Origin of the sequence: Archangium lipolyticum, from assembly GCF_024623785.1 — a bacterium.
Lineage (GTDB): Bacteria > Myxococcota > Myxococcia > Myxococcales > Myxococcaceae > Archangium > Archangium lipolyticum.
Window position 1 is genome coordinate 604,218 of sequence record NZ_JANKBZ010000003.1, and the last position, 25,000, is coordinate 629,217.

A 25,000-nucleotide genomic window follows, 5' to 3' on the forward strand; every position below is an offset into this window, starting at 1 on the left:
CCGCCGCTACTCCATCTCCGGGTGGCGCTGGGCTCGGGTGAGCTGAGGCGGTATCCCGCCCGGGACCTCGGGGCCACCGGGGCGCCCCTTCCACCCCGAGACCCCCTCCCGGACGGGCCGGTTGGGGGCGTTTCCCCTCCCTTCGGCGGGGGCGATGCCGCGGCGTGGCTTGGTAGTTCCCGTCCGTTGCGGTTCGGACTGCAACGCTGATTTCTCCTGAGGAGGTCCAACCATGGGTACCCTGCAAGTGGGCGCGAGCCTGAGCCAATGGTGCGCTCGATCCGTTTCGTTGTTCGCCGCCGTATCGATGTGGGTCTCGTTCAGTGCCGCCGCCCAGACGCCGATGCGCGACGTCCTGCTGGTCGGCAACAACTGGGACGGGACCGCCGACGTCATTGACGTGCGGACCTACCAGCGGCTGAAGCGCATCAACGTCATTCCGGACCACAGCGAGCGGATGACGGAAATCATGCTCGATCCCGCGCGCCTGACGTACTTCCTGCTCATCCGCGAGCAAGTGGGCGAGGGCCACGATCAGTTCGTGGATGACATGTTCGCCTCGAAGGACGGGCAGGTCATCTACGTCTCGCGACCCAGCTTCGCGGACGTCGTTGCCATCAATCTGAGCACCGGGAAGATCCGCTGGCGGACGCGGGTCGACGGTCAGCGCGCCGACCACATGGCCATCTCGCCGGATGGTACCCGGCTCGCCGTCTCGGCCTCGACGGCGAATCGCGTGAACATCATCGACACCGCCACTGGGAACATCGTCGGCTCCTTCTCCGCGGGGGACAGCCCGCACGAGAACAACTACTCCCGCGACGGCAGCAAGATCTTCAATGCCAGCATCGGCTTCGTCTACACGCCGTTCGATACCCCGGAGCTGGACGGCACCAAGGGTAATCGCATCTTCCAGATCGTCGATGCGAACACGCTGCAGGTCCTCAAGAGGCTGAACATGCGCCAGAAGCTCGCCGAGCTCGGGATGCCCGACATGAGCCCGGCGGTCCGGCCGATGGCGCTGTCCCCCGACGAGCGGTTCCTCTACTTCCAGGTGTCGTTCTTCCACGGCTTCGTGGAGTACGACCTGCAGGAGGATCGTGTGACGCGGCTTGCCCACCTGCCGGTCTCCGAGGAGGCTCAAGCGCTGCGCCGCGACCAGTACATCCTCGACTCCGCCCACCACGGACTCGCGATGAGCGGCGATGGGACGAAGCTCTGCGTGGCGGGAACGATGTCCAACTACGCGGCGATCGTCTCACGCGAGACGCTCCGCTACCGCATCCACCCGCTCGGCGCGCGGACCTACTGGGCGACAACCAGCGCCGACGGACACTACTGCTATGTCTCGGTGGCTGGCGACGACACGGTGTCGGTCCTCTCCTACGAGACCGAGCAGGAGGTTGCCCGCATCCCCGTCGGTGACCACCCGCAGCGCGCGCGCACCGCGAAGCTCGCGGCGTCACTCTTCCCCTGAAGAACTGGCGGAAGAGGGCCCCGGACCTCATGGCCCGGGCCGGTCCAGAAGAAAACCCCGGCTCGCCTGATGGCACCCGGGGTTTTGCAGCATCCAGTGGAGGCGGCGGGAATCGAACCCGCGCCGGGCGGTGCGAAACTCCCAGCAGAATCGCGCCCTTATCTCGCAAGCGCCCGGAATGCCTGGGAGTCGATATCCCGCCGCGTCCCCTCCTGTCCCACCCCGTTCCAGCCCATTCCGCACGCTCCGGCGACATACGTGCAACATGGCGGGGGCTGCCCACCTCCCGTCTCGCGCCTGGGGCCTGCACCGTGTCCGAGCATGGGCTGCGCGCTGCGTTGGTGCTCACCATGGCCCGAGCTGCGACTGCTGCACCCTGGCCCCCTGCCGTGCCCCGGCGCTCGTTCGTGGCTGTCGGGGCGCGCCGCCATACTCCGAAAATCCTCACCAGGACCCATTAGGTACTATCCACAACGGAGGACCCGGCTATTCGTCTCCGAGCGTGCATCGCACTTCTGCTCTATGTCTCAGCCTGCGCTACGTCAGCGCCCAGCCCGAAAGAGCCAGCGGCCCGGGACCCGAGGCTCGCCAACCTCCAGCGAGCGGCGACACTGCCCTGGACGGATGGGGGGCGGTGTGCCGTTCAGGAGGCTTCCGAGCCCTGGCCCGTGTTGGCGGAGCGGTGCTTTTATGTCCTCGACCATGACCGGGTTCGGTTTCGGGACATCACGGGCAGATGCGCCGTCGCCTCCGCAGGTGCGGCGGTGGGCGTCGGACTCTGTGTCTTGGCGGGGCCGGAGATCGTCGTGGGAGCGGTAATTGTCGCGGGCGTGGTGGTGGTGGGATTCGCCATCAAAGAGGCCCTGGATGCGTATGCGCTGGATATGGGCCGCCCCGAGGTAAGGCCCGTGCCTGAAACAGCTCCCGCCCCGCAGAAACCCTCGCCGAAAAAAAGGCCCAAGCCCGAGCCAAAAGGGCCGGACTTCCCTCCCGTGGGGCCAACCGAAGTCACGGAGCGAGATCGCCCCAGGTGCGAGCCCGTCCCAGTGCCGCACGAGGGCAAGGATGACGCGCATAACAAGTGCGCCGATCAGTTTCCGCCCAACCGTTATCCCGGAATGGATGTACTAGTGGGCGGCGTGAGCTTCGATGCGCTGCAAGTCGGCGTGCGTGTGCTGTGGGAAATCAAGACCCATCAATTTGACACGTACCCTGACTTTATCCGGAGGCGGGAAATTGAGAAGGAATTGGAGCAAATGCTAAGGGAGCGAACTGCTGCGGCGGCATGTGGATACGACTTCGTCGTTGGGGTGAGCACCCAAGCGCACAAAGACGCGCTGCTCGAAGCGGATTCCTCGCTTAACGTCGTCGTCACGGGGTGCAAACGATGACCAGGCGTAAAGCCCTCACCCTCATCGTCTACGCGCCTGCGCTTGTGGGCAACGACCGCCGCGCGCTCGATAGCGTCCATGGAATGGAAAAGGCGCTCCCCGGCTTGCGCCTGGAGTGGCGGCTCTCAGACGGCGGGCGCCCCATCGCATTGCCGCAGCGCGATGCGTGGCTCGCGGAAAGGACGCAGGACGGGAGATTCCCTCTTCTGTGCAACGGGGACGAGAGTTACCCCGTGACGGTTAACGGGAGGGGAAGACCTGGACTCCTCAGCCCAGGCGGTCAGTCCCTGTCTGAAGTGCATGCAGAACTGCCACTGGACGAGCCCGTGATCGCGGCAGCGGCGGCTTTGCTTGAGGGTGTGGCGGTGGGGGTGCGCTCGTTCTGGGGGCACGCGTCGCCGTATGGTCACGGCTCGGAAGTCGCGCAGCAGTTTCGCCGCTCGCCTCATGGACCAGAGTGTTCACCCCGTGGGCTTCCCATGCTCAACCTGCCAGAAAAGCTCCCCGCGCCTGAGATTCCCTGGTTCCTTGGGTGGCTGAACTACTGGTCACCCGCTGCCGCAGAAGCCATCGGCTTTCCGGACCCTGCCCGCGACGCTGAGCTGCTGCCACGCTCACTGCGTACCGCGACGGGTGGGTGGGTCGTGCAGCTCACCGATGCGCCGCTCGACCTGGACAACCCCGCGCACCTGGACGCGCTCAAACGGGCCTACGAGCGCTTCCCGGAGATTGGCGGGCGCTCCACCCGTTGAGGCTCGGCACGGCTCGCGGTGGCCGTGCTCAGGGCGCCGCCTGCTGGCTCACCGGGAAGGTGACGTTCCCGAGGGGGGGGTGGAAGCGGCGGGAATCGAACCCGCCGCTCTGCACGGAGAGGGTGTCTACGTCCTTCTCCCGCAGCAGCGCGAGCAACGCTTCGCGCAGCATGAGGCGGGTGCGGCGCACGCGCAGGCCGACTCGCGGCGCCGCGACGGCGGGAAGATACTCCAACGCTGTCGAGGAACACCGCTCCAGGGTGGGAATGCGGCCAGGCGGCCTTGCGCACGGCAGCCCGGGCTCCGGACGGCGACAGGAGCAGCGGCAGGGCCTTGAGGACCCGCAGTCCGATGGAGCCACGCCAGCGCAGCTGCTCCTCGGGCACGGCGAGCTTCATCTGGGGGAAGCGCCGCACCAGGTGCTGGAGCGCGATGGTGCCCTCCAGCCGCGCCAGCGGCGCCCGACGTCGCGTTTCCAGCCCGGCATGGCCGCGATGTAGGCCTGCACAGGGGCGTCGCCGTCGGCCTTCGCAATCTGGGGGTTGCCGCCCGCGAGGAGGGCCGGCTTTGCGACCCTGCGCGACTGCGACTTCGGTGCTGTCTTTCTAGAATCCTGCCCGAGGACAGTTCTGTGCCATCTCGACTTCCAGCTTCGTCCGGAGGGGGGTAGAACCGCCGTGGCCGAGACGCGCTCAGTCCACTCCACCCCACCCCTCAGGCATTCTCAAAGGGATGATATGTTGAAAGCAGTGATCTATGATCTCGACGATACGCTGTTTCCGCCGCGGAGCGTTCCCGAAGAAGCGGCCAGATCGCTGCTCGCCGCGCTGCGGGAAGTTCTCGAGGACAGCGGTGAATTGAAGGCAGCGCAGATCGCCGATATCATGAACATGGTATGGGAGCGACCGCTCGACGAGATCGCCAGGCTCCATGGTCTCTCAGCGGAAGTCCAGATCAGGGTCGGAGGTGTGTTCGCGGGATTTCGTTTGGACTGCGAGCTGATGCCCTATCCTGACATTCAAGTCATCAGGCAGATTCCCGGGTTGCGCTTCCTCGTCACGACGGGATTCCGGCGCCTGCAAGAGAGCAAGATAGAGCGTCTTGGGATTGCACATTACTTCGACCGCATCATCGTCGATGCCCTCGATGAACCCGGGCGCAGAGGGAAGCAGACGATTTTCCGCGAGCTCCTCGAAGCATATCAATTGAGACCAGAGGAGGTCGTCGTTCTGGGAGACAACCCCAATTCGGAGATAGACGCCGGGAACAAACTGGGAATACCGACCGTACAAATCCTGCGGGGGCGGAAGCAGGCTGCGGCAGCTGCGTCGTTCCATGTGGAGGACCTGGCGAAGTTCCTGCGGTGGATCGAGACGCGCAGCATGTGCCCTCCTTCGTCGTCACCGAGCTCATCGACCTGATGATCGACCTGGGGCGCGGAATGCCCCCTGCTCGAGGGTGAAGCCACGATCTGGCGCGACAAGCTCGACCGACGTGTCAGCGGTGCTGGCTGACACGTCGAAGCCGTCCATGGGGACCATGGCCCGAACGGGTGTTTCCCTCTGGCCACGAAGGAAAAAGCACCTTGCCGCGAGCAGGCATGGTTGTTGCTGAACCCTCGTCCACACCCATGGAGATGACCATGAAGAACACGAGGCGTTTTTCGGCTTCCCTCACGCTTTGCACCGGCATGCTGATGCTGGCGGCGGCCCCCGCGTGGGCGCAGAAGGAAGAACTCTGGCTCGACTCCCAGAGCGGCACCCCCATCCGTAGCGAGATGGTGCTCAAGCGGGGCACGCCGTATCTCGTCACGATGAAGGGGACCTATAGCGCGTGGGGGGGCATGGCCAACCCTGGCGCGAATTCGGGCAAGGCGGATCCCGCGCCCATGTTCCCCAGCCCGAAGGGAGCGAACCAGCAGGTGGGCCTTGACCCCGAGTTCGTCTTCGCGTGGCCAAAGGGCTCCAGCCTGGAGAAGAGCCCGGAGCCCGCGCCCCGGAGAGGGAGCCTCATCGAGGTCAGCCTGGACGGGGGGAAGACGTGGAAGCACCCGTCCAGCACGGCGTCCTTCAATGCGACGGACCACGCGTACAACTACGAGCTGGCTGGAGACGACAACGCGCTGCAGGTACGCCTCGTCGACAGTCCCTACGCCGATAACTACGGGCGCGTGCAGATCTCCGTGCTGCCCGCCGAGGAGCTGTGGCTCGACTCCCGGAGCAGCACCCCCATCCGCGGCGAGAGGGTGCTCGAGCGGGGCAAGCCCTATCGCCTCACGATGCAGGGGACCTATAGCGCGTGGGGGGGCATGGCCAACCCCGGCGCGAAGTCAGGCAAGGCGGAGCCCACGCCCATGTTCCCGAGCCCGAAGGGAGCGAACCAGCAGGTGGGCATCGACCCCGAGTTCGTCTTCGCGTGGCCAAAGGGCTCCGGCTTGGAGAAGAGCCCGGAGCCTGCTCCCCTGAGAGCTACCACCCTCGAGGTCAGCCTGGACGGGGGGAAGACGTGGAAGCACCCGTCCAGCACGGCGTCCTTCAACGCGACGGACCACAAATACACCTATGAACTGATGGGGGACGGCAACGCGCTGCAGGTGCGCCTCGTCGACAAGCCCTACACCGACAACTACGGGCGCGTGCGGATCTTCGTGCTGCCCGGTGCCTAGTTGAAGGCAGTCCTTCACGTCCGGTAGCGCCGGGTGGGAGGCTCACGGGAATGTGCCGGCCCCCGAATGGAGGCCGGCTTGAGACAGATTCCTCAGTACATCTTGAACGAGAACACCTGGTTGTTGACGGACGCGTTGCTCGAGTCCAGGCACTCCCACTGCTGGATGTTGGTGCCGTTCGTCGTGCCGCCACCCGCGACGTCGATGCACTTCCCGGTGCGCGTGTTGATCATGTGGAACTTGTTCTGCCCGGGAAACTGCTCGAAGCGGAAGGTCTGGTTGGGGTTCGTCGCGTCGCACTCCCAGAGCTGGATGTTGGTGCCGTTCGTCGTGCCACCGCCCGCGACGTCGAGGCACGTCCCCGCCTGCGAGCTCTTCACCAGGTAGACGTTCGGCGTCGAGGTCTCCCGCAGGGTGAAGTACTCGTTGTTGTTCCCGCTCGTGCAGTCCCAGATCTGCGCGTTCGTGCCGTTGGCCGGGTTGCCGTTGACGACGTCGATGCACTTGCCGGTCTTCGCGTTCTGGAGCTGGACCTTCACGATGGAGGCGGACGACGTGGCCAGGAGGCCCCACGAGGAGATCATGTCGTTGAAGCTGAAGTCCTTCAGGTTGCTGACGACCGAGTTGTCGAGGAACGGGAACACGTTGACGAACGTGACCGCGCTGCCGCCGAAGTTGCTGTGCTGGTAGAAGGTGCCCGCCATCACGTTGGGGATGGTGAACGCGCTGATCTCATCGTTCCAGGTCGAGTCGTTGCCGTGGTTGTAGAGGTTGTAGGCATCCGAGAAGCCCGAGGCGTCGAGATTGCCGTTGATGGAGCCGTTGACACAGAAGGCCCAGCTCCCGCCCCAAGCAGTGGTGTACGAGTGCCGGTAGGCCTCGATGCAGTACTTGTCGCGCAGGGTCAGGAACGTGGACATGTGGTTGTAAACGGCCTGCGTCAGCGCGGGATAGACGTGATACTTCGTCGAGCCCGAGGTGCTACCGCCCATCAAGACGCCGATGACGTAGTACTGGCCGTTTTGTTGGATGAGCAGTGGACCGCCCGAGTCGCCGCCCTCGGTGTAGGGCTGCGTCGAGGTGTCGGAGATGATGTTGAAGTACCCGTAGTCCGAGCCGTTGTTGGTGTTCGTCGTGGCGCTGATGGGGCGCGTGCCGTACGCCTTCGTCGTCTCCCCGCCGAACCCGACCATCGTCACGGTGGTGCCGACCGTGGCCTGGTCGGTCTTGTAGACGAACGGCAGGTACTTGCTGAACGTCCGCTCGCCGAACTTCACGAGCGCGAGATCCCGCTTGTACGTGCTCTCGCCCTGGGAGGTGCCGTAGTAGACGTTCGAGTACAGGTCCTTCGACATCACGATGTAGCTCGAGTACGACCCTTCGGTGCCGTTGTTGTCACCGTCGGCGTTGTCGATCTTGACCCACTGCGCGACCTCGTTGCCCACCTTCACGCAGTGCGACGCGGTGAGGAGCGTGTCGTCGGAGATCGCCGTGGCGGTACAGGTGTAGTAGTTCCCGGTGGACGCGTAGTACGTCAGGATGCGCACGACCTCGGGGAAGAGGCTCGTCGTATAGGTGCCGTTGTTGAGCTCCTGCTGCTCGCTGCCGAGGGGCTCCTCCTGCCGAGGCGAGTCGCCGCTGCCCACGTTCCGCTCCTCCATGGTGCCGGTCATCACGTCTCCGCAGCCGGCCAACATGGTCATCGAGGCGAACAGCGTCATCGTCTTCTTCAGCATGGGTTGCGCTCCAGGGTGGGTGCTGGGTTTCTGCACCCTTGGACCCATGGCCCTTTTTTTTCGGGCAAGCGCACCCGAAGAAAACAGCAGGGCACAATCCACCCAGCCGAGCCACCAATAGGCGCGAGACTCCGGCCCCCAGGTGCAACAATCCAGGAGGATAGGATGCAGGAAATCCAATCAGACAGGGGGGCGGCCCCCGCACCGGACCGCGAAATGACTCGCCCCGGCACCGATGCAGGGCGAGGCGGCCCTTGCAGGACTAGTTGCCCGTCCAGGAGCTCCGCAGGGTCACGTCGTACTTGCCGCCCGAGTCGTCCTGGATGCGCGTCACGATGTCGGTGGTGCCTGTCCCGTAGTTGCAAGAGAACGAGAGGGTATTGGAAGCGGAGCCCCAATCATCCGCGCTCGAGTCGTCATCCTCGCGAACCTGGAAGTACGCTGGCAGTCTGTTGTACGACGAGGTCGGGACGGAGGCCGAGTACATGTAGACGCTCGGGTACTTCGTCTCGCCCACGGCGATCCTCATGTACCCGCCTGAAGTGGGCCAGTCGTTGACGATGTTGCCGGAAGACGTCTGCAGGTTGGTGAAGAGCTCGACTTCGAGATCCCCCTCGGTGCCACCCTGGCCCGCCACCACCTTGATGGATACGAGATAGATGTTGTAGGTGCACATGCCGGCGAGGGTGCTCACGGAGGCATCGGAGTTCTTGACGGCGATGGTGAGCGGGATCTGCTGGACCTCACCGTCCACCTTCAGGGTGACGACCTGGTCGAGGAACGCGCCGGGCTCCACCGAGGAGAGGTCGATGTCGAGAGCGATCGACTGGCTCTCATGCGGGGTGACCCAGCCCTCCTGCAGCCGGGCTGTCACCCCCTTCAGCCCCTCCAGCTCGAGCGACCAGGGCACAGACTCCGACGTCTGGTTGGAGATGTCCGCGATCATCATGGAGTCCACGCGAGCCCCGGGCGCCAGCTCCAGGGACAGGCCTCCCCGCTCATCGTTCTTGACCAGGAACACGGTCACATCGCAGGCATCGGCAAGGCCATCCCCGTCATGATCGTGCGCATCCGCGATGGCCGCCGGGCAGCTCCCGCTCATGTGGGGCTGCGCGGCGGAGCTCACGGGGGCCGCGTACGTGGCACCGGTGAAGGTGAGGGCGACGACTCCCGACAGAAGCGAGGTGATACAAGTCTTCTTCATGACGAACTCCTCGTGTGGTGTTTCGTGGGAACACGAGCGCCGCGAGGGCTTGCCGTGCAGCCCCTCTGGCGTTCGCATGAAGAAGACGCGAAACCTCGGGATTGTTACCCACGCCGATATTCAGTCCGAAGATGCGTGGAAACGGAGGCCTCGGCCTCCCACCCCGCGACACCCAGGCACAACCCGGCCAGCGCGTGCCCCAGGCTCAGCCGGCGCGCGAGGATTTGCTCCGGCGCGACATGGCCGGGACGTCCTCCCCCGTCACCGCCCGGGCAATCCGCTCCGCGTCCGCGGTGGTGATGCCGAGCGAGGCGAAGACGCCGCTGACGAAGAGGCTGGCCACGCCCTGCGCCAGGGCACGGCCTCGCAGCTGCTCCATCAGCGGATGTGAGGCGGGGAGCGCCTCGCCCGAGCGGACCAGCGCCGCCAGATCCGGCCAGAACGTCTCCATCGAGCGCTTGAGCGCCTCCGGTGCATCGGCATCCGACGACGTCGACGTGTAGTTGATGTACGCGGGATCCGTCGCGATGCGGTGAAGGGCCGGATTCTCCGCCGCCCAGCAGATGTAGGCCACTCCCGAGCGACGGAACGCCTCGCGCGGGTCGGCGCTCTTCCCCGCGACCGCCACGAGCGCCTCAACGAGCCGCCGTGTCCCCTCCTCGGCGATCGCACGCAACAGCGCCTGCCGGTCCGCGAAGTGTTTGTAGGGAGCGGCGGAGGACACGCCGATGCGGCGGCCGACCTCGGCCACGGTGAGCGCGTCCACGCCTTCCTCCTGGATGAGCTCGATGCTCGCCTCCACGAGTGCGCGCTTGAGGTCTCCGTGGTGGTAGGGACGCGTTCGCGTCTTTCGGGTCATTGTGTGTCACCAGCTTGAAAGGAAACAAATTCCGTTGTAAAGTAAGTGAGATTAACTTACTTGGGACTTCGACGTAGGTCCACACCTTTCCGAGGTGCAGCCGATGAGCCAGCAGAACGTTGCGAGCCCCCTCACTCTCCTCGAGCAAGGGCGATGACATGGATGAGCTGACACGCAAAGGACTGAAGCGGATTGCCAGGGAACTGGTGCCCATCAATGATTGGCGGGTTCACAAGCGGCTGAACCTGTACATCGACATCGGACCGCACTGTAACGCGGACTGCGGGTTTTGCGTCGCCAAGACCCGGGACCAGACGCACCGCATCCGCAACCTCTCCCGGATGCTGGAGAGCTCCGCCGCCATCCGCGAGTATTGCTACAGCGTGGAATTCGTGGGCGGCGAACCCCTGGTGTACATCAACAACGGTCTGAAAGAGCTGTTCGAGGTGTTTCGGGCCAACCGCAAGAAGATCATCACCACCAACGGACTGCGCCAACCGTTTCTGGCAAGCCTGGACTTCCTGGGCGAGTTCGAGCATGTGAACATCAGCCGCCATGCCGTCGCCGATGCGCACAACGAGCAGATCTTTCGCACCGGCAAGCTGCTCACCCTGGCCGACATCGGGGCGCTGCCCCCGTCCCTGAAGCAGAAGATCCGGATGAACACCACGTGTCATACGGACAAGGGCATCCACCAGTGGTCGTCCATGTGGGAGTTCATCCAGGCGTTCAACGACCAGGGCATTCAGCAGTTCATGTTCGCGAACCTGAACAAGCTCCCCGAGGGACAATACCAGGCGGAGATGGAGGCATTCACCACGGCCCACCGGCTCGATGATGGCTTCTTTGATGACGTTGAGCACAACCTGTGCCGCCAGGGGTACCACAAGATCCGCGAGATGACTGGCTTTGGGTATGTTGTCCGGATTCTGCAGAACGGACCGACGACCGTGGTGCTCAAGGAAAATGACGACACCGCCATCCGGGATGTCTTGGATTCGGTCTATCAGCACAACCGCATGGTGCTGGATCTGATCTTGACCCCTTCAGGCAAGGTGTACACCGACTGGTTCTTGACCAACGAACTGCCCATCACCCCGGGGCCGCCGCAGAGCGGCGCCGCCGCATCCATCGAATCATGACACCCAGGAGAGCCATGCCCGGCATCGAGATCAGAACTTCCCCGACCCAAGCCATGCGCGAGCGCCAGGAGGCCATCGAGGCCGCAATCCTGCATCCGCGGGCTGCTCGGTCGGTCGAGTCGCGGGGGCGGGATGAGAGCGAGCCCGCGTGTCCGGTGCGTACGGAGTTCCAGCGCGACCGGGACCGGATGCTGCACAGCAAGGCCTTCCGCCGGCTCAAGCACAAGACCCAGGTCTTCATCGCCCCCGAGGGCGACCACTACCGCACGCGGCTCACCCACACGCTGGAAGTCACGCAGATCTCCCGTACCGTGGCCCGCGCGCTGGGGCTGAACGAGGACCTGGTGGAGGCGATCGGGCTCGGGCACGACCTTGGCCACACGCCTTTCGGGAATGCGGGCGAGCACGTGCTCGACGAGCTGTGTCAGCCCGGCGGCTTCCGGCACAACGAGCAGAGCTTGCGCGTCGCGCAGACGCTCGAGCTCATGAACCTCACCTGGGAAGTGCGTGACGGCATCTTCCACCACACGAGCAGCGGCACGCCAACGACGCTCGAGGGGCAGATCGTGAAGATCTGCGACAGCGTCGCGTGCCTCAACCACGACCTCGAAGACGCCGTTCGGGCGGGCATCCTGCGCGAGGACGAGCTGCCGCCCTTCATCTCCCGGGTCTTCGGCCCGGAGAAGGGAGACCGGATCGCCACGATCATCCGTGACCTGGTCACGACCAGCTCGGCGGATTACGAGTTCATCCGCATGAGCGAGGCGATCCACGAGCCCTTCCTCGAGCTGCGAGCCTTCGTGGTCAAGCGCGTCTACACGGGCTCGCGGGCCAGGGTCGAGGAGGACAAGGCGATGGAGGTTGTCGCCCGCCTCTACCGTCACTTCTGCCAGGACCGTGCGGGCCTGGAGGCGGGCCTCGGACGCGCCATCCTGGCCGAAGAGACACCCAAGGCCGTCGCCGACTACATCTCGGGGATGACCGACCGCTCCGCGATGGCCCTCTACCAGCGCCTGTTCCTGCCCACCTGCTAGGGGGCGTCATCGTGAACGGCCCGATTCACTCACAGCACAGTGCCCTGGTGATCGTCGATCTGCAGAACGACTTCTGCCACCCGGAGGGCGACAGCGTTCGGCGGCACGGTGTACCCGTGGGAATGGAAGCGACCGCTCACGCAATCCAGTGCCTGGCTGAGGCCTGCCGCAAGGCAGCGATACCGGTCCTGTGGGTCGTGACCGAGCATGGACCTTGGACGGACTCCCTTGCCTGGCGCTCGCGCAGCAAGGGGAAGGCGCCGAACTGTCATGCGGGCACCTGGGGAGCGGAGCTGTACGCAGTCACGCCAGCCCCCGAGGATCGCTTTGTGACCAAGCATCGGTACAGCGCCTTCTACCAGACGAGCCTGGAGCTGATCCTACGGGCTCAGGGGGTTCAGACCCTCCTGGTGGGAGGCGTGCTCACCCAGGTCTGTGTCGAGACGACGGTTCGGGATGGGTTCATGCGTGATTTCGACATGGTCACCGTCCCCGAGCTCTGCGCCTCCACCGACCCGGACGCCCACGCCATGAGCCTGCGGAACATGGGGCGCTACTTCGGCCGGGTGCGGGTGTTGGCCGACGTGCTCGCCGACCTCGAAGCATAGGCGGGCGGGAGGAGACGCCCCGTGCCTTCGGCACCAGCGTGAACTGCAACGTGCACACCGATGCGCCAGGGCGTGCACACCCGCGCCACTCAGAACAGGCCGCTCAGCCCCAGCACCGCGCCGCTCGGAGTGACGGCCAGCAGCGGCTGGAGCCTTCCCCCGCGCGCCGCCCACCGGCGCGGCTCCTGCTGGGACAGCTCGTACCCGACGACGCAGCCCGCCATGCCCAACATCGGCAGGCTGGCCACGGCCAGAGGTGAGAGCTCCCCTCCCTGATTCGAGGCCCGAGCCGCGGCGACGCCCAGCACCACCCCGCCCGCGATCGTTCCCACCAGGCCGCCCGCGAACGTGGCGAGCAGAGAGCCATTGCCGCCCACGACCTCCCCCGCCCACCACACGCCCAGGGGGAGGCCAATCGACACGCCCAAGAGGGCACCCAGGCCGGCGGGAATGAGGCAGACGAGCCTGTCGATGTCGTCATTGGCGGAGCCTACGCAGAGCAGACCGCCCGTGAGCCCACCGGCGATCCCCAGGGCCGCCGAGGTGACCAGTCCTCCACCCACCTCCGCGAGGATGCGCACGCCCCGGGGGGCTCCCGAACGCACGGGCTCGCCCGAGTCGTCCTCGTCCCCCTCCTCCGTCATCAAGCGTCGCGGTGCATCATCCTGGGCCCCGGGAAGCTCGCGCTCCTCCGCCACGATGGGGAAAGCGGACTCCTCCTGGGCGGCCCGGCTCACACCGGGAAACACGAGCCCCATGCACAGCAACAGCGACACGCACCACCTGGAAGTCGGAAGGGTCATGGGCCCCAGCATGGTGCAACGCCCACGCCAGACCGACGCCCCTACTTGTCCGGGACAGGGAACAAGGCACGGAGCGCGGCCAGGGCGGCCGGGTGGTCGATGGTGTCGTGGCCTCACGGAGCGGTGCGGCCTCAGTGAGCGGATTTTTCCAAAAGCCAGAAGAGGAGGAGCATGTTCCCTCCCGTGGCCATGCCCAGCTCCGCATCTCCGAGCTCCGCCCACGACGGGCCCGCGGGGTTCTCCGGTATCGTCGCACGCGCCTCCGTGGACAAGCTCGCCCGGTACTGCGGATCCTTCCAGGCTCGGATGATCATTTCCTTGCTGCTCATGGCTTTCTCCTTTGGTGCCCTCGAGTGGGCATCAAGGTAGAGCCTGCCTGCTCCATTTGTGAGGCCGCGAGGGGTGCCGAGCTGCTGGTGCAGGATGTTCGCGGTGAATGTCAGTCTGTGGGACCCGCGCACCACCGCGACGAATGAGGCGATGGAACGGGCGAGGACTTCCGGAGGCTGCGGGTCACAGATATGTGACGAATGATTGCGTTGCAGAAATTTGGCATACACGCGGCACCAGCCACTCTCTACCCTGCGCGCTTCATCCAAAACGGAGCGCTCATGCACCTCACGCGCGCGGTCTCGGCAGTGGCCCTGGTCTCGATGTTCGGCATCGGTTGTGGCGAGTCACTTCCAGGGGCTGAGGGCAAGGTGGCACCGCAGGTGGCTCCGGAACTGTTGTCCCGGTCGAGCGCGCTCAGCACGGAAATCTACAACGGCTATGCGGTGACGGTATCGGGCGGGCTGGGCTCGGTGCAGAGCTTCCGCGTGGTGAATCCGGCGCCTGCGGCGAAGCTGAGCTTCACGCTCCGCGGTGGCAGCGGAGACGCGGACCTCTACGTGAAGCGGTTCGCCGAGCCCACGTTCACCGACTACGACTGCTCGAGCGATGCGGCGGGTACCACGGAGAACTGCGTGTACACCACCGACGTTGAGGGCGATCAGCCCTACTACGTCCTTGTCTACGGCTACGAGCCGTTTTCCAACGTCACGCTGCACGCCTACTACAGCAACCCGCTGGCGCTTGCGACGCAGGTGCCCATCCAGGGCAACCAGCTGTCGCGGACGGTGTACGAGGTGGACGTGCCAGCCGGCTATGGCCGACTGCAGGTGACGGCCACCCAGCCGTTCGGACCGACAGGCCAGTTCAAGCTCTACGTGCGCCAGGGTGACGCGCCCGCGGTGCCGAGCGCGGTGGACTGCACACGGGACAGTTCCACGCTGCCGGCGGTCTGCACCATCATCAACCCCGTGGCGGGCAAGACCTACGTCATGGTCGAAGGTATGAGCAACTCCTATGCCTGCAATCTGCGCGTGGATGTGCTCAAGAAGTAAACGCCATTGGCGGACGCGCCGGGGGCTTCCGCCCGCCCGCGGAGTGGCGCGCGGGCCCATGGGCCCGCGCCACTGAGCCAGGCGACTCCTCCACTCAGGGCGCGATGCCCACCGAGCGGAACAGGGCCGCGCTCTCGTACAGGCGATCGCCACGGATGACGTGGCGCACCTTGCGCAGGTCGCTGATGAGCAGGGTCGGGTCGCCGTCCACCAGGATGAGGTCGGCGACATAGCCGGGCAGCACGCGCCCGTACTCCTTGTCGCGCTTCACGACCTCGGCATTGCCCAGCGTGGCGATGCGCAGCACCTCCCTGGGCGGAATGCCGGCGGCGACGTAGAGCTCGAGTTCCCGCGGCAGGAACAGGCCGGAGAGGTTGTCCGTGCCCGAGACGATGCGCACGCCGCTTCGATGCAGGAGCCCCACGAGCTCGACGAGGCGAAGGAAGGAGTCGCGGTAGCGCTCGGGCTGCTTCGCCACATCCGGGAGCCCGCCGCCGCCCGAGCCCAGCCGCCGCTGCAGGGTGGGCGGCAGGCGGCCGAGAATCGGGCTCAGACCCGCGTTCCAGTGGCCGGGCTGGTCGTGGAACATGTCATCGAAGATGGACACCGTCGGGTCCACCACCACGCCCCGCTCGCGCAGCAGCGCGAGGAAGGCACGCACCTCGGGCGAGCCGAGATCCAACGTGGCGGCATGCTCTCCCACGGCGATGAAACGCGCGGGCGTGCGCGTATCCTGCACCCGGTCGAACAGGAAGTTGAGCGCCAGGAAGTTGATGTGCTGGATCTCATCGGCGCCAGCCTCGACGAACTGCCGCGCCGTCATGAAGGCCGGCACATGACCACTGAGCCGGAGGCCCTTCGCATGGGCCAGGCGCACGAGCGTCGGGACGAGCTCCGGCTTGATGGAGCTGTAGATCTTGATCTGCTCGTAACCCCCGGCCGCGTAGTTGTCGATGGCGGTGCGCGCCTCCTCCTCGTTGTCCACGAAGACCCGGGTCGGCCCCGAGTACGGACTACGGCCATCCATGAAACCGGCCTTGATCACCCGTGGTCCGATGTCGTGACCGGCCTCGATCTCCTGGATGAGCGCCGTCAAAGTGCGGTCCTCGTTGGCGAGATCGCGCACCGTGGTCACCCCCCCCGCGAGGGCGAGCGGACCATCGGCCCCCTCCGTGATGTGAACGTGCATGTCCCAGAGGCCCGGCATGAGGAAGCGGCCCTGAGCATCGAGGATCCGCGCGTCGCGAGGCACCACCAGCTTCGCCGAGGGGCCCACGGCCGAGATGCGGCCCTGGGTGACGAGCACGGTCTGGTCCTCTGCCACCGTGAGCGTTCCCGGGTCGAAGACGCGGGCATGCGTGATGGCGAGCGGACGGTCGAGCTTCGTCGTGAGGGCGCGCGCCCGCGCCCGCGCGAGACGGCGCTGCTCGGCCTCCTGGTATCCATCCAGCTGCTCCAGGGTATCCTCGAAGCCCTCGCGGACGACCTTCATCCAGCTCGAGACGCTGGCGAAGAAACGCTGCTGCTCATCGAGCCACACATAGCTCGGAGTGAGGTCCAGCCCGCTCAGGGAGTAGAGCCGCACGCGCCGGCTGCCGGCCTTGCCCTTGACGGTCAGGGAACCGACAGCGGCGACCCGGGCCTCGCCCGAGGGCAGCAGGGCCATCCGTTGCCCGGGCGCCCGGAGCGCCGCGCGGATGAGCAGTACGGCCTCCTCGGGCGGGGACTCGAGGCTCAGGTAGAAGACGGGCCCGGAGACCTCGCGCCGCACCTCCCCGGCCGAACTCTTCCAGTGGTGGGATGCGCCGGTGGCGGAGTAGCGCTCGTCGACGGGCGCCTTGAGATAGTCGACGCCACGGCTCTCGGCGGAAACCAGCGTGCCATTCGCGCTCACGTGGAACGTCGAATCGAGCACCGGTCCCCGCCCGCGATCGTTGAACTCGTAGTGGACCCTCACCTCTCCTTCGGGGAGGTACTCCACCTGCTGGTGCCCCGCGACGTTGCCCAGGAGCAACACGGTGCTGCGCTCGGTCGCGGCCCCCGCGCTCGTGGCCAGCGAGAGCCAGAGTCCCGCCAGCACCCAGGGCCCCAAGGCCCATGCCTTCTTCATCATCGTCCCCTCATCCCCAGCGGGCCTGATGGCTCCCGAGCTACCAGGGGTAGTGATAGCAACGGAACGTGGTGCTCTCGACCCCTGATTCCACGCCCGCGCTGTCACGGACCTTGAAATCGATGCGCACCACTTCGCTCGGTGAGGTGGTGTCGTCGTTCGCGATGTAGTTGCAGGGGAAGAGCTCCAACCACGGCCCCTCGCGCCAGCTGTCCGTCCACACGCGGCCATCCGGAGCAGTCACCGAGTACTGCCAAAGCGGCGTCAGTGCGCCAGAGCCACCACTGCCACTGGCCAGGCAAGAATAGGTATCCGTGATGTGGCGGTCGCGCCTACAGGAGAGCGTGGTGACGGTGGGTGCCTCGGTGAGTCCGGCCGTGGTGGCCTGGGAGAGCGCTGCCGACATGGGCTCCGTGCCACCACAGGCACCGAGAAAGAGGACTGCGACGCCCCTGATGACGAACTGACCGCTGAAAACTTTCATGTTCATGGATTTCGAGACTCCTGTTGGAGATACCTGTCACGCCGGCTTGACGGCCGCGAGCAGAAGATAACCCAGCTTGTCGGTGTAGATGGCCGCGATCTTCAGCCAGAGGTCGAGCGTCATCGCTTGGAAATCCTTTCCGTACGCCGCGCTGAGCTGGTCCTGCTCCTTGGAGATGAGCTTGTCGGTCCCAACCATCGCCTTGCGGGTATTGGAAGTGATGTCGAGGGACTCCGTGACGGAGAGCCCCGCGGCCTCGACCAGCGGTGGGTACTCCTGGAACCGCAGCAGCGAGGTGAGCATGAGCCCGCTGTACACCAGCGTCCGCTCGTCATCGGTCAGCGGGTGCTGCTCTGTCATATCCGTCAACACCAGGACGCCACCGGGGCGAAGCACACGAAACGCGTGGCGGAGGACCTGCGCCCGGTCGGGCATGTGAAGCAGCGACTCGAAAGCCCACACGGCGTCGAAGGAGGCATCCTGAAATGGCAGCTCCATGGCGTCGGCGACCTGGAAGCCCACCCGGTCGGAGACCCCTTCCTTCCGCGCCCGCTCGTTCGCCTGTTCGATCTGCATGGCGCTGACGCTGATCCCCGTGACCGAGCACCCCGTTGCTTGCGCCAGCCGAATCGTGGGCCGGCCCGTGCCGCACCCGATGTCGAGCAGCCGCTGGCCAGCACCGAGCCGGGATCTCTGGATCATCATGTCGGTGAGCCGATCCTGCGCCTCGGCACCCGAGCTCTGGTCTTCCGGGCCGGACCAGTAACCGACGTGGATGTTTTCACCGAGCAGCGTCGCGAGGAACGGCCCCATCTGGTCGTAGTAGCGGCCGACGTCGGCGGGAGTCGGTTGGGTCTTTTGGATCGTCATTGTGGTTCCTGATGGGATTGCCTCGTAACGTCGGCTCTTCGCCCCCTTGGCGCTCACCTCGACGCGCTTGAGCTTGAAAATGTAAATTCTTCACCCCAAGTGAATCAAGCGAATTCTTGGCATCTGTCTGCGTACCGCGATTTCTGCGAATCTTCATGCCGAGCAGGGTCGACAGAATCTTCTCCTGCTCCTGCCCGGCTCCTCTCGAGGGCGGTGGCTTGATCGCCGCGAAGCTCGAACCTACAGCGTGCAATCCGCTCTCGGCGGAGGGCAAAAACTTGTTGGTCCGCGACACCACCTCTAAAAGCGTTGAGAACTCGACGAGGTGTATGAATGGCTGCGGCGCAAGGAAAACAACCTTTTCGACTGCCAGATTTCTACGTCCCCTGGCCGGCACGCCTGAACCCGAACCTCGAAGGCGCCCGGGTGCACTCCAAGGCGTGGGCGCGGGAGATGGGGATCCTCGACCCGCCCAAGGAAGACAAGACGCCGGACGTCTGGAGTGAGGCGAAGTTCGATGCCATGGATTACGCGCTGCTGTGCGCGTACACCCATCCCGAGGCGCCCGGTCCGGAGCTCGACCTGGTGACCGATTGGTACGTCTGGGTCTTCTACTTCGACGATCACTTCCTCGAGCTCTACAAGCGCTCCAAGGACCTGAAGGGAGCCAAGGAGTACCTCGACCGGCTGCCGTTATTCATGCCGATCGAGCTGTCCGCCACCCCGCCCAAGCCGACCAATCCGGTGGAGCGGGGGCTGATCGACCTGTGGATGCGCACGGTCCCTTCCAAGTCCGTGGACTGGCGGCGCCGGTTCTTCGCGAACACCCAGGCGCTGCTCGACGAGTCCATGTGGGAGCTGGCCAATATCAGCGAGCAACGGGTCGCCAACCCCATCGAGTACATCGAGATGCGCCGCAAGGTGGGTGGGGCGCCCTGGTCGGCGAACCTCGTGGAGCATGCCGTCTTCGCCGAGGTCCCGGCCCGCATCGCCGAGTCGCGTCCCATGCGCGTCCTCAAGGACGCCTTCTCCGATGGCGTGCACCTGCGCAATGACCTGTTCTCCTACGAGCGCGAGATCCTCGAGGAGGGTGAGCTGTCCAACTGCGTCCTGGTGCTCGAGCGCTTCCTGAACATCGACACGCAGCGCGCCGCGGATCTCACCAATGAGCTGCTCACGTCGCGGCTGCAGCAGTTTGAGAACACCGCCCTCACCGAACTCCCCTCGCTCTTCCAGGAGCACGGCATCACTCCGGTCGAGCAGGCCAACGTCCTCACCTACATCCGGGGACTCCAGGACTGGCAGTCTGGCGGCCACGAGTGGCACATGCGCTCGAGCCGCTACATGAACAAGGGTTCGGAGACCTCGGGGGGGCTCTTCGGGGGCCTGTCCCTGGGACCCTCGGGCCTGGGCACCTCGGGCTTCCGCCTGTCCCCCGACGCCCTGGGACTGACCCGGTTCAAGAACTACACCCACCTGCCCTACCAGCACGTGGGCCCGGTCAAGTTGCCCTCGTTCTACATGCCGTACTCGACCCGGCAGAACGCCCACCTGGATGCCGCGCGGCGCCACTCCAAGGACTGGGCGCGCCGGATGGGGATGTTGGAGTCGCTGCCGGGCCTGCCGGGCGTCTGCATCTGGAATGACCACATCTTCGATGTCGCCGACGTGGCCCTGTGCGGTGCGCTCATCCACCCGGCGGCGACCGGCCCCGAGCTCGACCTGACGGCCTGCTGGCTCGTCTGGGGAACCTACGCGGACGACTACTTTCCGGCGCTCTACGGATACAGCCGCGACATGGCGGGGGCCAAGGTCTTCAACGCCCGGCTGCTCCTGTTCATGCCGGATGAGCCCGGCACCCTCCCCACCCTCCCCACCAACCCGGTGGAGGCCGGCCTGGCGGACATCTGGGCCCGCACCGCTGGCCCCATGGAGCCCGAGGCGCGCAACCAGTTCCGCAAGGCCATCCTGGACATGACCGAGAGCTGGTTGTGGGAGCTGGCCAACCAGATCCAGAACCGCGTCCCGGATCCGGTCGACTATGTCGAGATGCGCCGCAAGACGTTCGGCTCGGACCTCACCATGAGCCTGTCGCGGCTGGCCGAGGGCCACGGGCTCCCGGCGGACATCTTCAAGACCACGCCGATGCGCGCGCTCGAGAACTCGGCCGCGGACTACGCCTGCTTCACCAACGACGTCTTCTCGTACCAGAAGGAGATCGAGTACGAGGGGGAGCTCCACAACATCGTGCTCGTCGTCCAGCACTTCCTCGAGCTCGACAAGCCGGGGGCGGTGGAGGTCGTCAACAACCTGATGACGGCTCGCATGGAGCAGTTCGAGCACATCGTCGCCAACGACCTGCCCAGGCTCTGCGAGGGCATGAGCCTGAGCGAGGAGGCGAAGAAGAAGCTCCACGGCTACGTGGAGAAGCTCCAGCAGTGGATGGCGGGCGTGCTCATCTGGCACCAGACGGTGGACCGCTACAAGGAAGCCGAGCTGCGCCAGAGCCGGACGCCCGGGCGGTACCTGCGACACCTCAAGGGGCCCCTGGGACGGGGCACCTCGGCGGCGCGTCTCGCGTCACTCTTCAGCGGTCACCGGCCCTCATCGACGGGTCATGCAGCGGGTTACGGTCTTCAGACGGAAGGAAAGAGGTAGGTCATGGCGAATATCCAGAAGCTGGTCGAGGAAGCCAACAAGCAGCAGATGAGCCTGGGGACGGCCGCGGCACGCCAGCTGGCGACGACGACCAAGTCGGTGCCCCAGATGCAGGGCATTTCGTCCCGGTGGCTGCTCAAGCTGCTGCCCTGGGTGCAGGTCAACGGCGGCGTGTTCCGCCTCAACCGGCGCCTGACGTATGCCATTGGCGACGGCCGGGTGACCTTCTACAACACGGGCGCCAAGGTGCAGGTCATCCCCCAGGAGCTGACCGAGCTGCCGATCCTCCGCGGCTTCGACGACGTGACCGTGCTGACCACCCTGGCGGACCGCTTCGTGCAGCGGGAGTTCAAGCCCGGAGACGTCATCACCCAGGCCGGCCAGGAGGCCGACGCCATCTATCTCATCGCCTATGGCAAGGTGAACAAGATTGGCAAGGGCAAGTACGGCGATGACACCGTGCTCGAGGTGCTCGCCGACGGCGACCACTACAGCTACCAGGCCCTGCTCGAGTCGCAGGACTACTGGCAGTACACCGTCAAGGCCATCACCCCCGTCACGGTGCTGATGCTCAAGCAGTCCGACTTCGAGACGGTGGTCGAGCAGTCCCCGTCGCTGCAGAAGCACATCGCCGAGTTCAAGTTGCTGGCCAGCAAGAAGCAGGACACGTCGGGCCAGGCGGACATCGAGCTGGCGGCGGGCCACCATGGCGAGCCCGTGCTGCCGGGCACCTTCGTGGACTACGAGACCTCGCCCCGCGAGTATGAGCTGAGCGTGGCCCAGACGGTGCTGCGGATCCACACCCGCGTGGCCGACCTCTTCAATGATCCGATGAACCAGACCGAGGAGCAGCTGCGTCTGACCGTCGAGGCGCTCAAGGAACTCAAGGAGCACGAGCTGCTCAACAACCGCGAGTTTGGCCTGCTGCACAACGCGGATCTCAAGCAGCGCCTGCACACCCGCAGCGGTCCTCCCACGCCGGATGACATGGACGAGCTGCTGGCCACGGTGTGGAAGGATCCCTCCTTCTTCCTGGCCCACCCGCGCGCCATCGCCGCGTTCGGTCAGGAGTGCAGCCGCCGCGGGGTGTATCCGGGCAGCGTGGACGTGGGCGGCCACCAGGTCACCGCCTGGCGCGGCATCCCCATCTTCCCCAGCAACAAGATTCCCATCAGCGACACGCGCACCAGCTCCATCCTCCTGATGCGCACGGGCGCGGAGAACCAGGGCGTCATCGGCCTGCACCAGGCGGGCATCCCCGACGAGATCGAGCCCAGCCTGAACGTGCGCTACATGGGCATCAACGATCAGGCCGTCATCTCCTACCTCGTCAGCACCTACTTCTCCGCGGCAGTGCTCATCCCCGACGCGCTCGGCATCCTCGAGAGCGTGGAGATTGGTCGCACCTAGCACCGGGGCGGTCTGAACCGGTCCGGATGGAGCCGAGGCACACCTCATGGCCAATACGATGAAGACGGGCAGCGAAGAGAACGAGAAGCAGCAGCTGAGCTTGAGCACGCTCGCTGCCCGTCAGTTGGCGACCACGACCAAGTCGCGGCCGCAGATGCATGGAATCACCCCCCGGTGGCTGCTGCGCATGCTGCCGTGGGTCGAGGTACCGGGTGGCACGTTCCGCGTCAACCGGCGCCTGACCTACACTCCCGGTGACGGCCGCCTGAGCTTCAGCAACGTCGGGGCCCGGGTGGAGATCATTCCCCAGGAGCTGACCGAGCTGCCGCTGCTGCGCGGCTTCACCGACGTCACCGTGCTGTCCACGCTGGCGGGCCAGTTCATCCAGCGGGAGTTCAAGGCGGGCGAGCTCATTGTCGAGGCGGGCAAGCCCGCCGAGCACGTGGTGCTCATCGCCCACGGCAAGGCCAACAAGCTGGGCAAGGGCCAGTACGGCGACGACGTCATCCTCGATGTGCTCGCCGACGGCGACCACTTCGGGGACCAGGCGGTGGTGGAGGCCAACGACCAGTGGAAGTTCACGGTCAAGGCCATCACCCCCGTCACGGCGATGATGATGCCGGAGCGGGTGTTCGGGAACATCATCCAGCAGAACCCGGGGCTGGCCGCGCACGTCGAACGCTTCAAGGAGCGGATGAGCAAGCCCCAGGACAAGGCGGGGCAGGCAGCCATCCAGCTCGCCGCGGGCCATCATGGCGAGCCGGCGTTGCCGGGGACCTTCGTCAACTACGACCTCAAGCCCCGCGAGTATGAGCTGAGCCTGGCGCAGACCCTGCTCCGGGTGCACACCCGTGTCGCGGACGTGTTCAACGGCCCGATGAATCAGGTCCAGGAGCAGGTGCGGTTGGTCATCGAGGCCCTGCGCGAGGCGCAGGAGAACGAGATGATCAACAACCGCGACTTTGGGCTGCTGTACAACGCGGACCTCAAACACCGCCTCCATGCGCGCAGCGGGCCGCCCACGCCCGATGACCTGGACGACCTGCTCAGCCGGCGCAAGAAGAACCGCTTCTTCCTGGCCCACCCGCGCACCATCGCCGCGTTCGGACAGGAGTGCACCCGCCGCGGGCTCTACCCGTCCACCGTCGAGGTGGAGGGCCGGAAGTTCATGAGCTGGCGCAACGTCCCCCTCCTGCCGTGCGACAAGATCCCCATCACCCGGGAGAACACCACCTCCATCATCGTGATGCGCACCGGGAAGGACGATCAGGGAGTCGTCGGCCTGCGCCAGACCGGCATCCCGGACGAGGTGGAGCCGGGCCTCTCCGTGCGCCACATGGGCGTGAACGAGAAGGCCATCGCTTCCTACCTCGTGAGCACCTACTACTCCGCGGCCGTCCTCATCCCGGATGCGCTCGGAGTCCTGGAGAACATCCAGCTCGGACGCTGAGGTCTCCCGGGGGGGCCGGGGGGCCCCTCCACGACGCGGGGAAAGAACAGGTGGGTAGAAAAGGCGAAGGGCCTGGAATCTTCGAGGTTTCCCTCTGGATTCCAGGCCCTTCTTCTTGGCGAGGAGTACGGGACTTGAACCCGTGGCCTCCGGCGTGACAGGCCGGCGTTCTAACCAACTGAACTAACTCCCCACAGCACTTCCCCACTCGGGAGAAGATGAAAGCCCTGGAGCCCACCGTGAAGTGAAACTCCAGGGCCTTCGATGGTCGGGGCGACTGGATTTGAACCAGCGACCACTTGCACCCCAAGCAAGTGCGCTACCAGGCTGCGCTACGCCCCGAGATTTGCTTCCCGCCGGTGCCGTTCGGCGCCGTCGAGATGGGCTGCCTTATGCCCCTACCCGTTTCTCAGGTCAAGTACGAGATCGGGCGGCCCTTCAAAAACTCACTCGGCCTTCGCCTTCATTCCGCCCACCGAGGCCTTCATGGGCTCGATCTCCTCCATCTCCTCCAGGGCCTCGTCCAGATCCTCGGGATCCAGCCCGGCGGCCTCGGCCGCGTCGGCCGCCGCGTCCTCCGCGGCATCCAGCTCGGAGTGGTTCTCCGGAATCTGCTCGCCGTTGAGGGCGGCCTTCAGCACCGCGCTCGGCCGGAAGGTCAGCACCCGGCGGGCCGAGATCTCGATCTCCTTGCCGGTCTGGGGATTGCGACCCACGCGCGCCTTCTTCTGACGCACCTGGAAGTTCCCGAAACCCGAGATCTTGATCTTGTCCCCGCGCTCGAGCGTCTCCTTGAAGGTGTCGAAGACGAGCTCGACGATCTCCGCCGACTCCTTCTTGGAGAAGCCGACCTTCTCGTAGACCCCTTCGATGATGTCCGCCTTGGTCATGCGAGTACCTTCGCGCCCCTCTGTGCCGTGAACCCGGCGGACTGTGACAGCCTTCCCCGACAGCTGTCAACC

General features: G+C 65.6%; 23 protein-coding genes and 2 tRNA genes. 13 read left to right on the plus strand and 12 right to left on the minus strand.

What is annotated here, in order from left to right:
• Positions 1 to 232: 232 nt before the first annotated feature.
• The 3 genes from NR810_RS09540 (at position 233) to NR810_RS09550 (ending at position 3,620) form a co-directional block, all read left to right on the plus strand.
• Positions 233 to 1,477: a YncE family protein gene (locus NR810_RS09540; RefSeq protein ID WP_257450450.1), complete on the plus strand. Its 1,245-nt coding sequence runs from the start codon at positions 233 to 235 to the stop codon at positions 1,475 to 1,477.
• A gap of 488 nt (positions 1,478 to 1,965) precedes the next feature.
• Positions 1,966 to 2,868 carry a DUF6310 domain-containing protein gene (locus tag NR810_RS09545; RefSeq protein WP_257450709.1) on the plus strand — a complete coding sequence of 301 codons (903 nt, stop codon included), beginning with the start codon at positions 1,966 to 1,968 and terminating at the stop codon, positions 2,866 to 2,868.
• Complete coding sequence (locus NR810_RS09550; RefSeq protein ID WP_257450451.1) at positions 2,865 to 3,620, plus strand: DUF5953 family protein; 756 nt, start codon at positions 2,865 to 2,867, stop codon at positions 3,618 to 3,620. Before NR810_RS09545 ends, NR810_RS09550 begins: the two co-directional genes overlap by 4 nt.
• A gap of 28 nt (positions 3,621 to 3,648) precedes the next feature.
• Here NR810_RS09550 and NR810_RS09555 read toward each other — a convergent pair whose 3' ends face one another.
• Positions 3,649 to 3,855, minus strand: a complete 207-nt coding sequence (locus NR810_RS09555; RefSeq protein WP_257450452.1) for a hypothetical protein — start codon at positions 3,853 to 3,855, stop codon at positions 3,649 to 3,651.
• Positions 3,856 to 3,880: 25 nt separating this feature from the next.
• Between NR810_RS09555 and NR810_RS09560 the strand changes: the two genes are divergently transcribed.
• The 3 genes from NR810_RS09560 to NR810_RS09570 all read left to right on the plus strand — a co-directional run bounded on the left by NR810_RS09560 (position 3,881) and on the right by NR810_RS09570 (position 6,285).
• The gene (locus tag NR810_RS09560) at positions 3,881 to 4,120 is read left to right on the plus strand and encodes a hypothetical protein (protein WP_257450454.1); all 240 of its coding nucleotides are present in this window, start codon (positions 3,881 to 3,883) and stop codon (positions 4,118 to 4,120) included.
• Positions 4,121 to 4,357: 237 nt separating this feature from the next.
• Positions 4,358 to 5,041, plus strand: a complete 684-nt coding sequence (locus tag NR810_RS09565) for an HAD family hydrolase (protein ID WP_257450456.1) — start codon at positions 4,358 to 4,360, stop codon at positions 5,039 to 5,041.
• A 221-nt stretch (positions 5,042 to 5,262) separates the two neighbouring features.
• Complete coding sequence (locus NR810_RS09570) at positions 5,263 to 6,285, plus strand: hypothetical protein (protein ID WP_257450458.1); 1,023 nt, start codon at positions 5,263 to 5,265, stop codon at positions 6,283 to 6,285.
• 92 nt (positions 6,286 to 6,377) lie between these two features.
• Here the strand turns inward: NR810_RS09570 and NR810_RS09575 are convergent, their stop codons facing one another.
• The 3 genes from NR810_RS09575 to NR810_RS09585 form a co-directional block, all read right to left on the minus strand.
• A complete protein-coding gene (locus NR810_RS09575; protein WP_257450460.1) occupies positions 6,378 to 8,021 on the minus strand; it encodes an RICIN domain-containing protein in 1,644 nt (547 codons plus the stop codon).
• 262 nt (positions 8,022 to 8,283) lie between these two features.
• Positions 8,284 to 9,225: a hypothetical protein gene (locus NR810_RS09580; protein ID WP_257450462.1), complete on the minus strand. Its 942-nt coding sequence runs from the start codon at positions 9,223 to 9,225 to the stop codon at positions 8,284 to 8,286.
• Between the two features lie 205 nt (positions 9,226 to 9,430).
• Entirely contained in the window at positions 9,431 to 10,084 is a 654-nt protein-coding gene (locus tag NR810_RS09585) for a TetR/AcrR family transcriptional regulator (RefSeq protein ID WP_257450464.1), read from the minus strand.
• Positions 10,085 to 10,242: 158 nt separating this feature from the next.
• On the opposite strand from NR810_RS09585, the gene NR810_RS09590 reads away from it, so the two are divergent.
• Genes NR810_RS09590 through NR810_RS09600 form a run of 3 tightly spaced genes read left to right on the plus strand, consistent with a single transcriptional unit; the run spans position 10,243 to position 12,868 of the window.
• Positions 10,243 to 11,226 (plus strand): radical SAM protein, encoded by a 984-nt coding sequence (locus NR810_RS09590; RefSeq protein WP_257450466.1) that lies wholly within the window; start codon positions 10,243 to 10,245, stop codon positions 11,224 to 11,226.
• 14 nt (positions 11,227 to 11,240) lie between these two features.
• Positions 11,241 to 12,260, plus strand: a complete 1,020-nt coding sequence (locus NR810_RS09595; protein WP_257450468.1) for a deoxyguanosinetriphosphate triphosphohydrolase — start codon at positions 11,241 to 11,243, stop codon at positions 12,258 to 12,260.
• Between the two features lie 47 nt (positions 12,261 to 12,307).
• On the plus strand, positions 12,308 to 12,868 hold the full coding sequence (locus NR810_RS09600; RefSeq protein WP_257450711.1) for a cysteine hydrolase family protein: 561 nt from the start codon (positions 12,308 to 12,310) through the stop codon (positions 12,866 to 12,868).
• Between the two features lie 89 nt (positions 12,869 to 12,957).
• Here NR810_RS09600 and NR810_RS09605 read toward each other — a convergent pair whose 3' ends face one another.
• Entirely contained in the window at positions 12,958 to 13,671 is a 714-nt protein-coding gene (locus tag NR810_RS09605) for a hypothetical protein (RefSeq protein WP_257450471.1), read from the minus strand.
• A 131-nt stretch (positions 13,672 to 13,802) separates the two neighbouring features.
• Positions 13,803 to 14,000 carry a mersacidin/lichenicidin family type 2 lantibiotic gene (locus NR810_RS09610; RefSeq protein ID WP_257450473.1) on the minus strand — a complete coding sequence of 66 codons (198 nt, stop codon included), beginning with the start codon at positions 13,998 to 14,000 and terminating at the stop codon, positions 13,803 to 13,805.
• 282 nt (positions 14,001 to 14,282) lie between these two features.
• Between NR810_RS09610 and NR810_RS09615 the strand changes: the two genes are divergently transcribed.
• Positions 14,283 to 15,056, plus strand: coding sequence for a PPC domain-containing protein (locus tag NR810_RS09615; protein WP_257450475.1), 774 nt, complete (start codon positions 14,283 to 14,285; stop codon positions 15,054 to 15,056).
• Between the two features lie 94 nt (positions 15,057 to 15,150).
• Here the strand turns inward: NR810_RS09615 and NR810_RS09620 are convergent, their stop codons facing one another.
• From NR810_RS09620 to NR810_RS09630, 3 genes are read right to left on the minus strand one after another with little or no spacing between them, the layout of a single operon-like run.
• Positions 15,151 to 17,169, minus strand: coding sequence for an amidohydrolase family protein (locus tag NR810_RS09620; RefSeq protein WP_257450489.1), 2,019 nt, complete (start codon positions 17,167 to 17,169; stop codon positions 15,151 to 15,153).
• Between the two features lie 37 nt (positions 17,170 to 17,206).
• The gene (locus NR810_RS09625; protein ID WP_257450492.1) at positions 17,207 to 17,656 is read right to left on the minus strand and encodes a hypothetical protein; all 450 of its coding nucleotides are present in this window, start codon (positions 17,654 to 17,656) and stop codon (positions 17,207 to 17,209) included.
• A 30-nt stretch (positions 17,657 to 17,686) separates the two neighbouring features.
• Entirely contained in the window at positions 17,687 to 18,520 is an 834-nt protein-coding gene (locus tag NR810_RS09630) for an SAM-dependent methyltransferase (protein ID WP_257450494.1), read from the minus strand.
• Between the two features lie 333 nt (positions 18,521 to 18,853).
• On the opposite strand from NR810_RS09630, the gene NR810_RS09635 reads away from it, so the two are divergent.
• Genes NR810_RS09635 through NR810_RS09645 form a run of 3 tightly spaced genes read left to right on the plus strand, consistent with a single transcriptional unit; the run spans position 18,854 to position 24,038 of the window.
• Positions 18,854 to 21,178, plus strand: a complete 2,325-nt coding sequence (locus NR810_RS09635) for a family 2 encapsulin nanocompartment cargo protein terpene cyclase (RefSeq protein ID WP_257450496.1) — start codon at positions 18,854 to 18,856, stop codon at positions 21,176 to 21,178.
• Between the two features lie 3 nt (positions 21,179 to 21,181).
• A complete protein-coding gene (locus NR810_RS09640) occupies positions 21,182 to 22,588 on the plus strand; it encodes a family 2B encapsulin nanocompartment shell protein (RefSeq protein ID WP_257450498.1) in 1,407 nt (468 codons plus the stop codon).
• A gap of 46 nt (positions 22,589 to 22,634) precedes the next feature.
• A complete protein-coding gene (locus tag NR810_RS09645) occupies positions 22,635 to 24,038 on the plus strand; it encodes a family 2B encapsulin nanocompartment shell protein (RefSeq protein WP_257450500.1) in 1,404 nt (467 codons plus the stop codon).
• 116 nt (positions 24,039 to 24,154) lie between these two features.
• On the opposite strand, the gene NR810_RS09650 is transcribed toward NR810_RS09645, so the two are convergent.
• From NR810_RS09650 to NR810_RS09660, 3 genes are all read right to left on the minus strand, one after another.
• A tRNA-Asp gene (locus NR810_RS09650) sits at positions 24,155 to 24,231 on the minus strand.
• Positions 24,232 to 24,303: 72 nt separating this feature from the next.
• Positions 24,304 to 24,380, minus strand: a tRNA-Pro gene (locus NR810_RS09655).
• A gap of 104 nt (positions 24,381 to 24,484) precedes the next feature.
• Positions 24,485 to 24,928 carry an integration host factor subunit alpha gene (locus NR810_RS09660; protein ID WP_257450502.1) on the minus strand — a complete coding sequence of 148 codons (444 nt, stop codon included), beginning with the start codon at positions 24,926 to 24,928 and terminating at the stop codon, positions 24,485 to 24,487.
• Positions 24,929 to 25,000 lie beyond the last annotated feature (72 nt).

What these genes read in the sequence shown, in the direction of transcription:
- NR810_RS09630 (WP_257450494.1), bottom strand. Translation starts at nt 18,520, where the DNA reads ATGACGATCCAAAAGACCCAACCGACTCCCGCCGACGTCGGCCGCTAC.
- NR810_RS09645 (WP_257450500.1), top strand. Translation starts at nt 22,635, where the DNA reads ATGGCCAATACGATGAAGACGGGCAGCGAAGAGAACGAGAAGCAGCAG.
- NR810_RS09565 (WP_257450456.1), top strand. Translation starts at nt 4,358, where the DNA reads ATGTTGAAAGCAGTGATCTATGATCTCGACGATACGCTGTTTCCGCCG.
- NR810_RS09625 (WP_257450492.1), bottom strand. Translation starts at nt 17,656, where the DNA reads ATGAACATGAAAGTTTTCAGCGGTCAGTTCGTCATCAGGGGCGTCGCA.
- NR810_RS09620 (WP_257450489.1), bottom strand. Translation starts at nt 17,169, where the DNA reads ATGATGAAGAAGGCATGGGCCTTGGGGCCCTGGGTGCTGGCGGGACTC.
- NR810_RS09635 (WP_257450496.1), top strand. Translation starts at nt 18,854, where the DNA reads ATGGCTGCGGCGCAAGGAAAACAACCTTTTCGACTGCCAGATTTCTAC.
- NR810_RS09580 (WP_257450462.1), bottom strand. Translation starts at nt 9,225, where the DNA reads ATGAAGAAGACTTGTATCACCTCGCTTCTGTCGGGAGTCGTCGCCCTC.
- NR810_RS09610 (WP_257450473.1), bottom strand. Translation starts at nt 14,000, where the DNA reads ATGAGCAGCAAGGAAATGATCATCCGAGCCTGGAAGGATCCGCAGTAC.
- NR810_RS09585 (WP_257450464.1), bottom strand. Translation starts at nt 10,084, where the DNA reads ATGACCCGAAAGACGCGAACGCGTCCCTACCACCACGGAGACCTCAAG.
- NR810_RS09590 (WP_257450466.1), top strand. Translation starts at nt 10,243, where the DNA reads ATGGATGAGCTGACACGCAAAGGACTGAAGCGGATTGCCAGGGAACTG.
- NR810_RS09605 (WP_257450471.1), bottom strand. Translation starts at nt 13,671, where the DNA reads ATGACCCTTCCGACTTCCAGGTGGTGCGTGTCGCTGTTGCTGTGCATG.
- NR810_RS09540 (WP_257450450.1), top strand. Translation starts at nt 233, where the DNA reads ATGGGTACCCTGCAAGTGGGCGCGAGCCTGAGCCAATGGTGCGCTCGA.
- NR810_RS09615 (WP_257450475.1), top strand. Translation starts at nt 14,283, where the DNA reads ATGCACCTCACGCGCGCGGTCTCGGCAGTGGCCCTGGTCTCGATGTTC.
- NR810_RS09575 (WP_257450460.1), bottom strand. Translation starts at nt 8,021, where the DNA reads ATGCTGAAGAAGACGATGACGCTGTTCGCCTCGATGACCATGTTGGCC.
- NR810_RS09570 (WP_257450458.1), top strand. Translation starts at nt 5,263, where the DNA reads ATGAAGAACACGAGGCGTTTTTCGGCTTCCCTCACGCTTTGCACCGGC.
- NR810_RS09640 (WP_257450498.1), top strand. Translation starts at nt 21,182, where the DNA reads ATGGCGAATATCCAGAAGCTGGTCGAGGAAGCCAACAAGCAGCAGATG.
- NR810_RS09595 (WP_257450468.1), top strand. Translation starts at nt 11,241, where the DNA reads ATGCCCGGCATCGAGATCAGAACTTCCCCGACCCAAGCCATGCGCGAG.
- NR810_RS09550 (WP_257450451.1), top strand. Translation starts at nt 2,865, where the DNA reads ATGACCAGGCGTAAAGCCCTCACCCTCATCGTCTACGCGCCTGCGCTT.
- NR810_RS09660 (WP_257450502.1), bottom strand. Translation starts at nt 24,928, where the DNA reads ATGACCAAGGCGGACATCATCGAAGGGGTCTACGAGAAGGTCGGCTTC.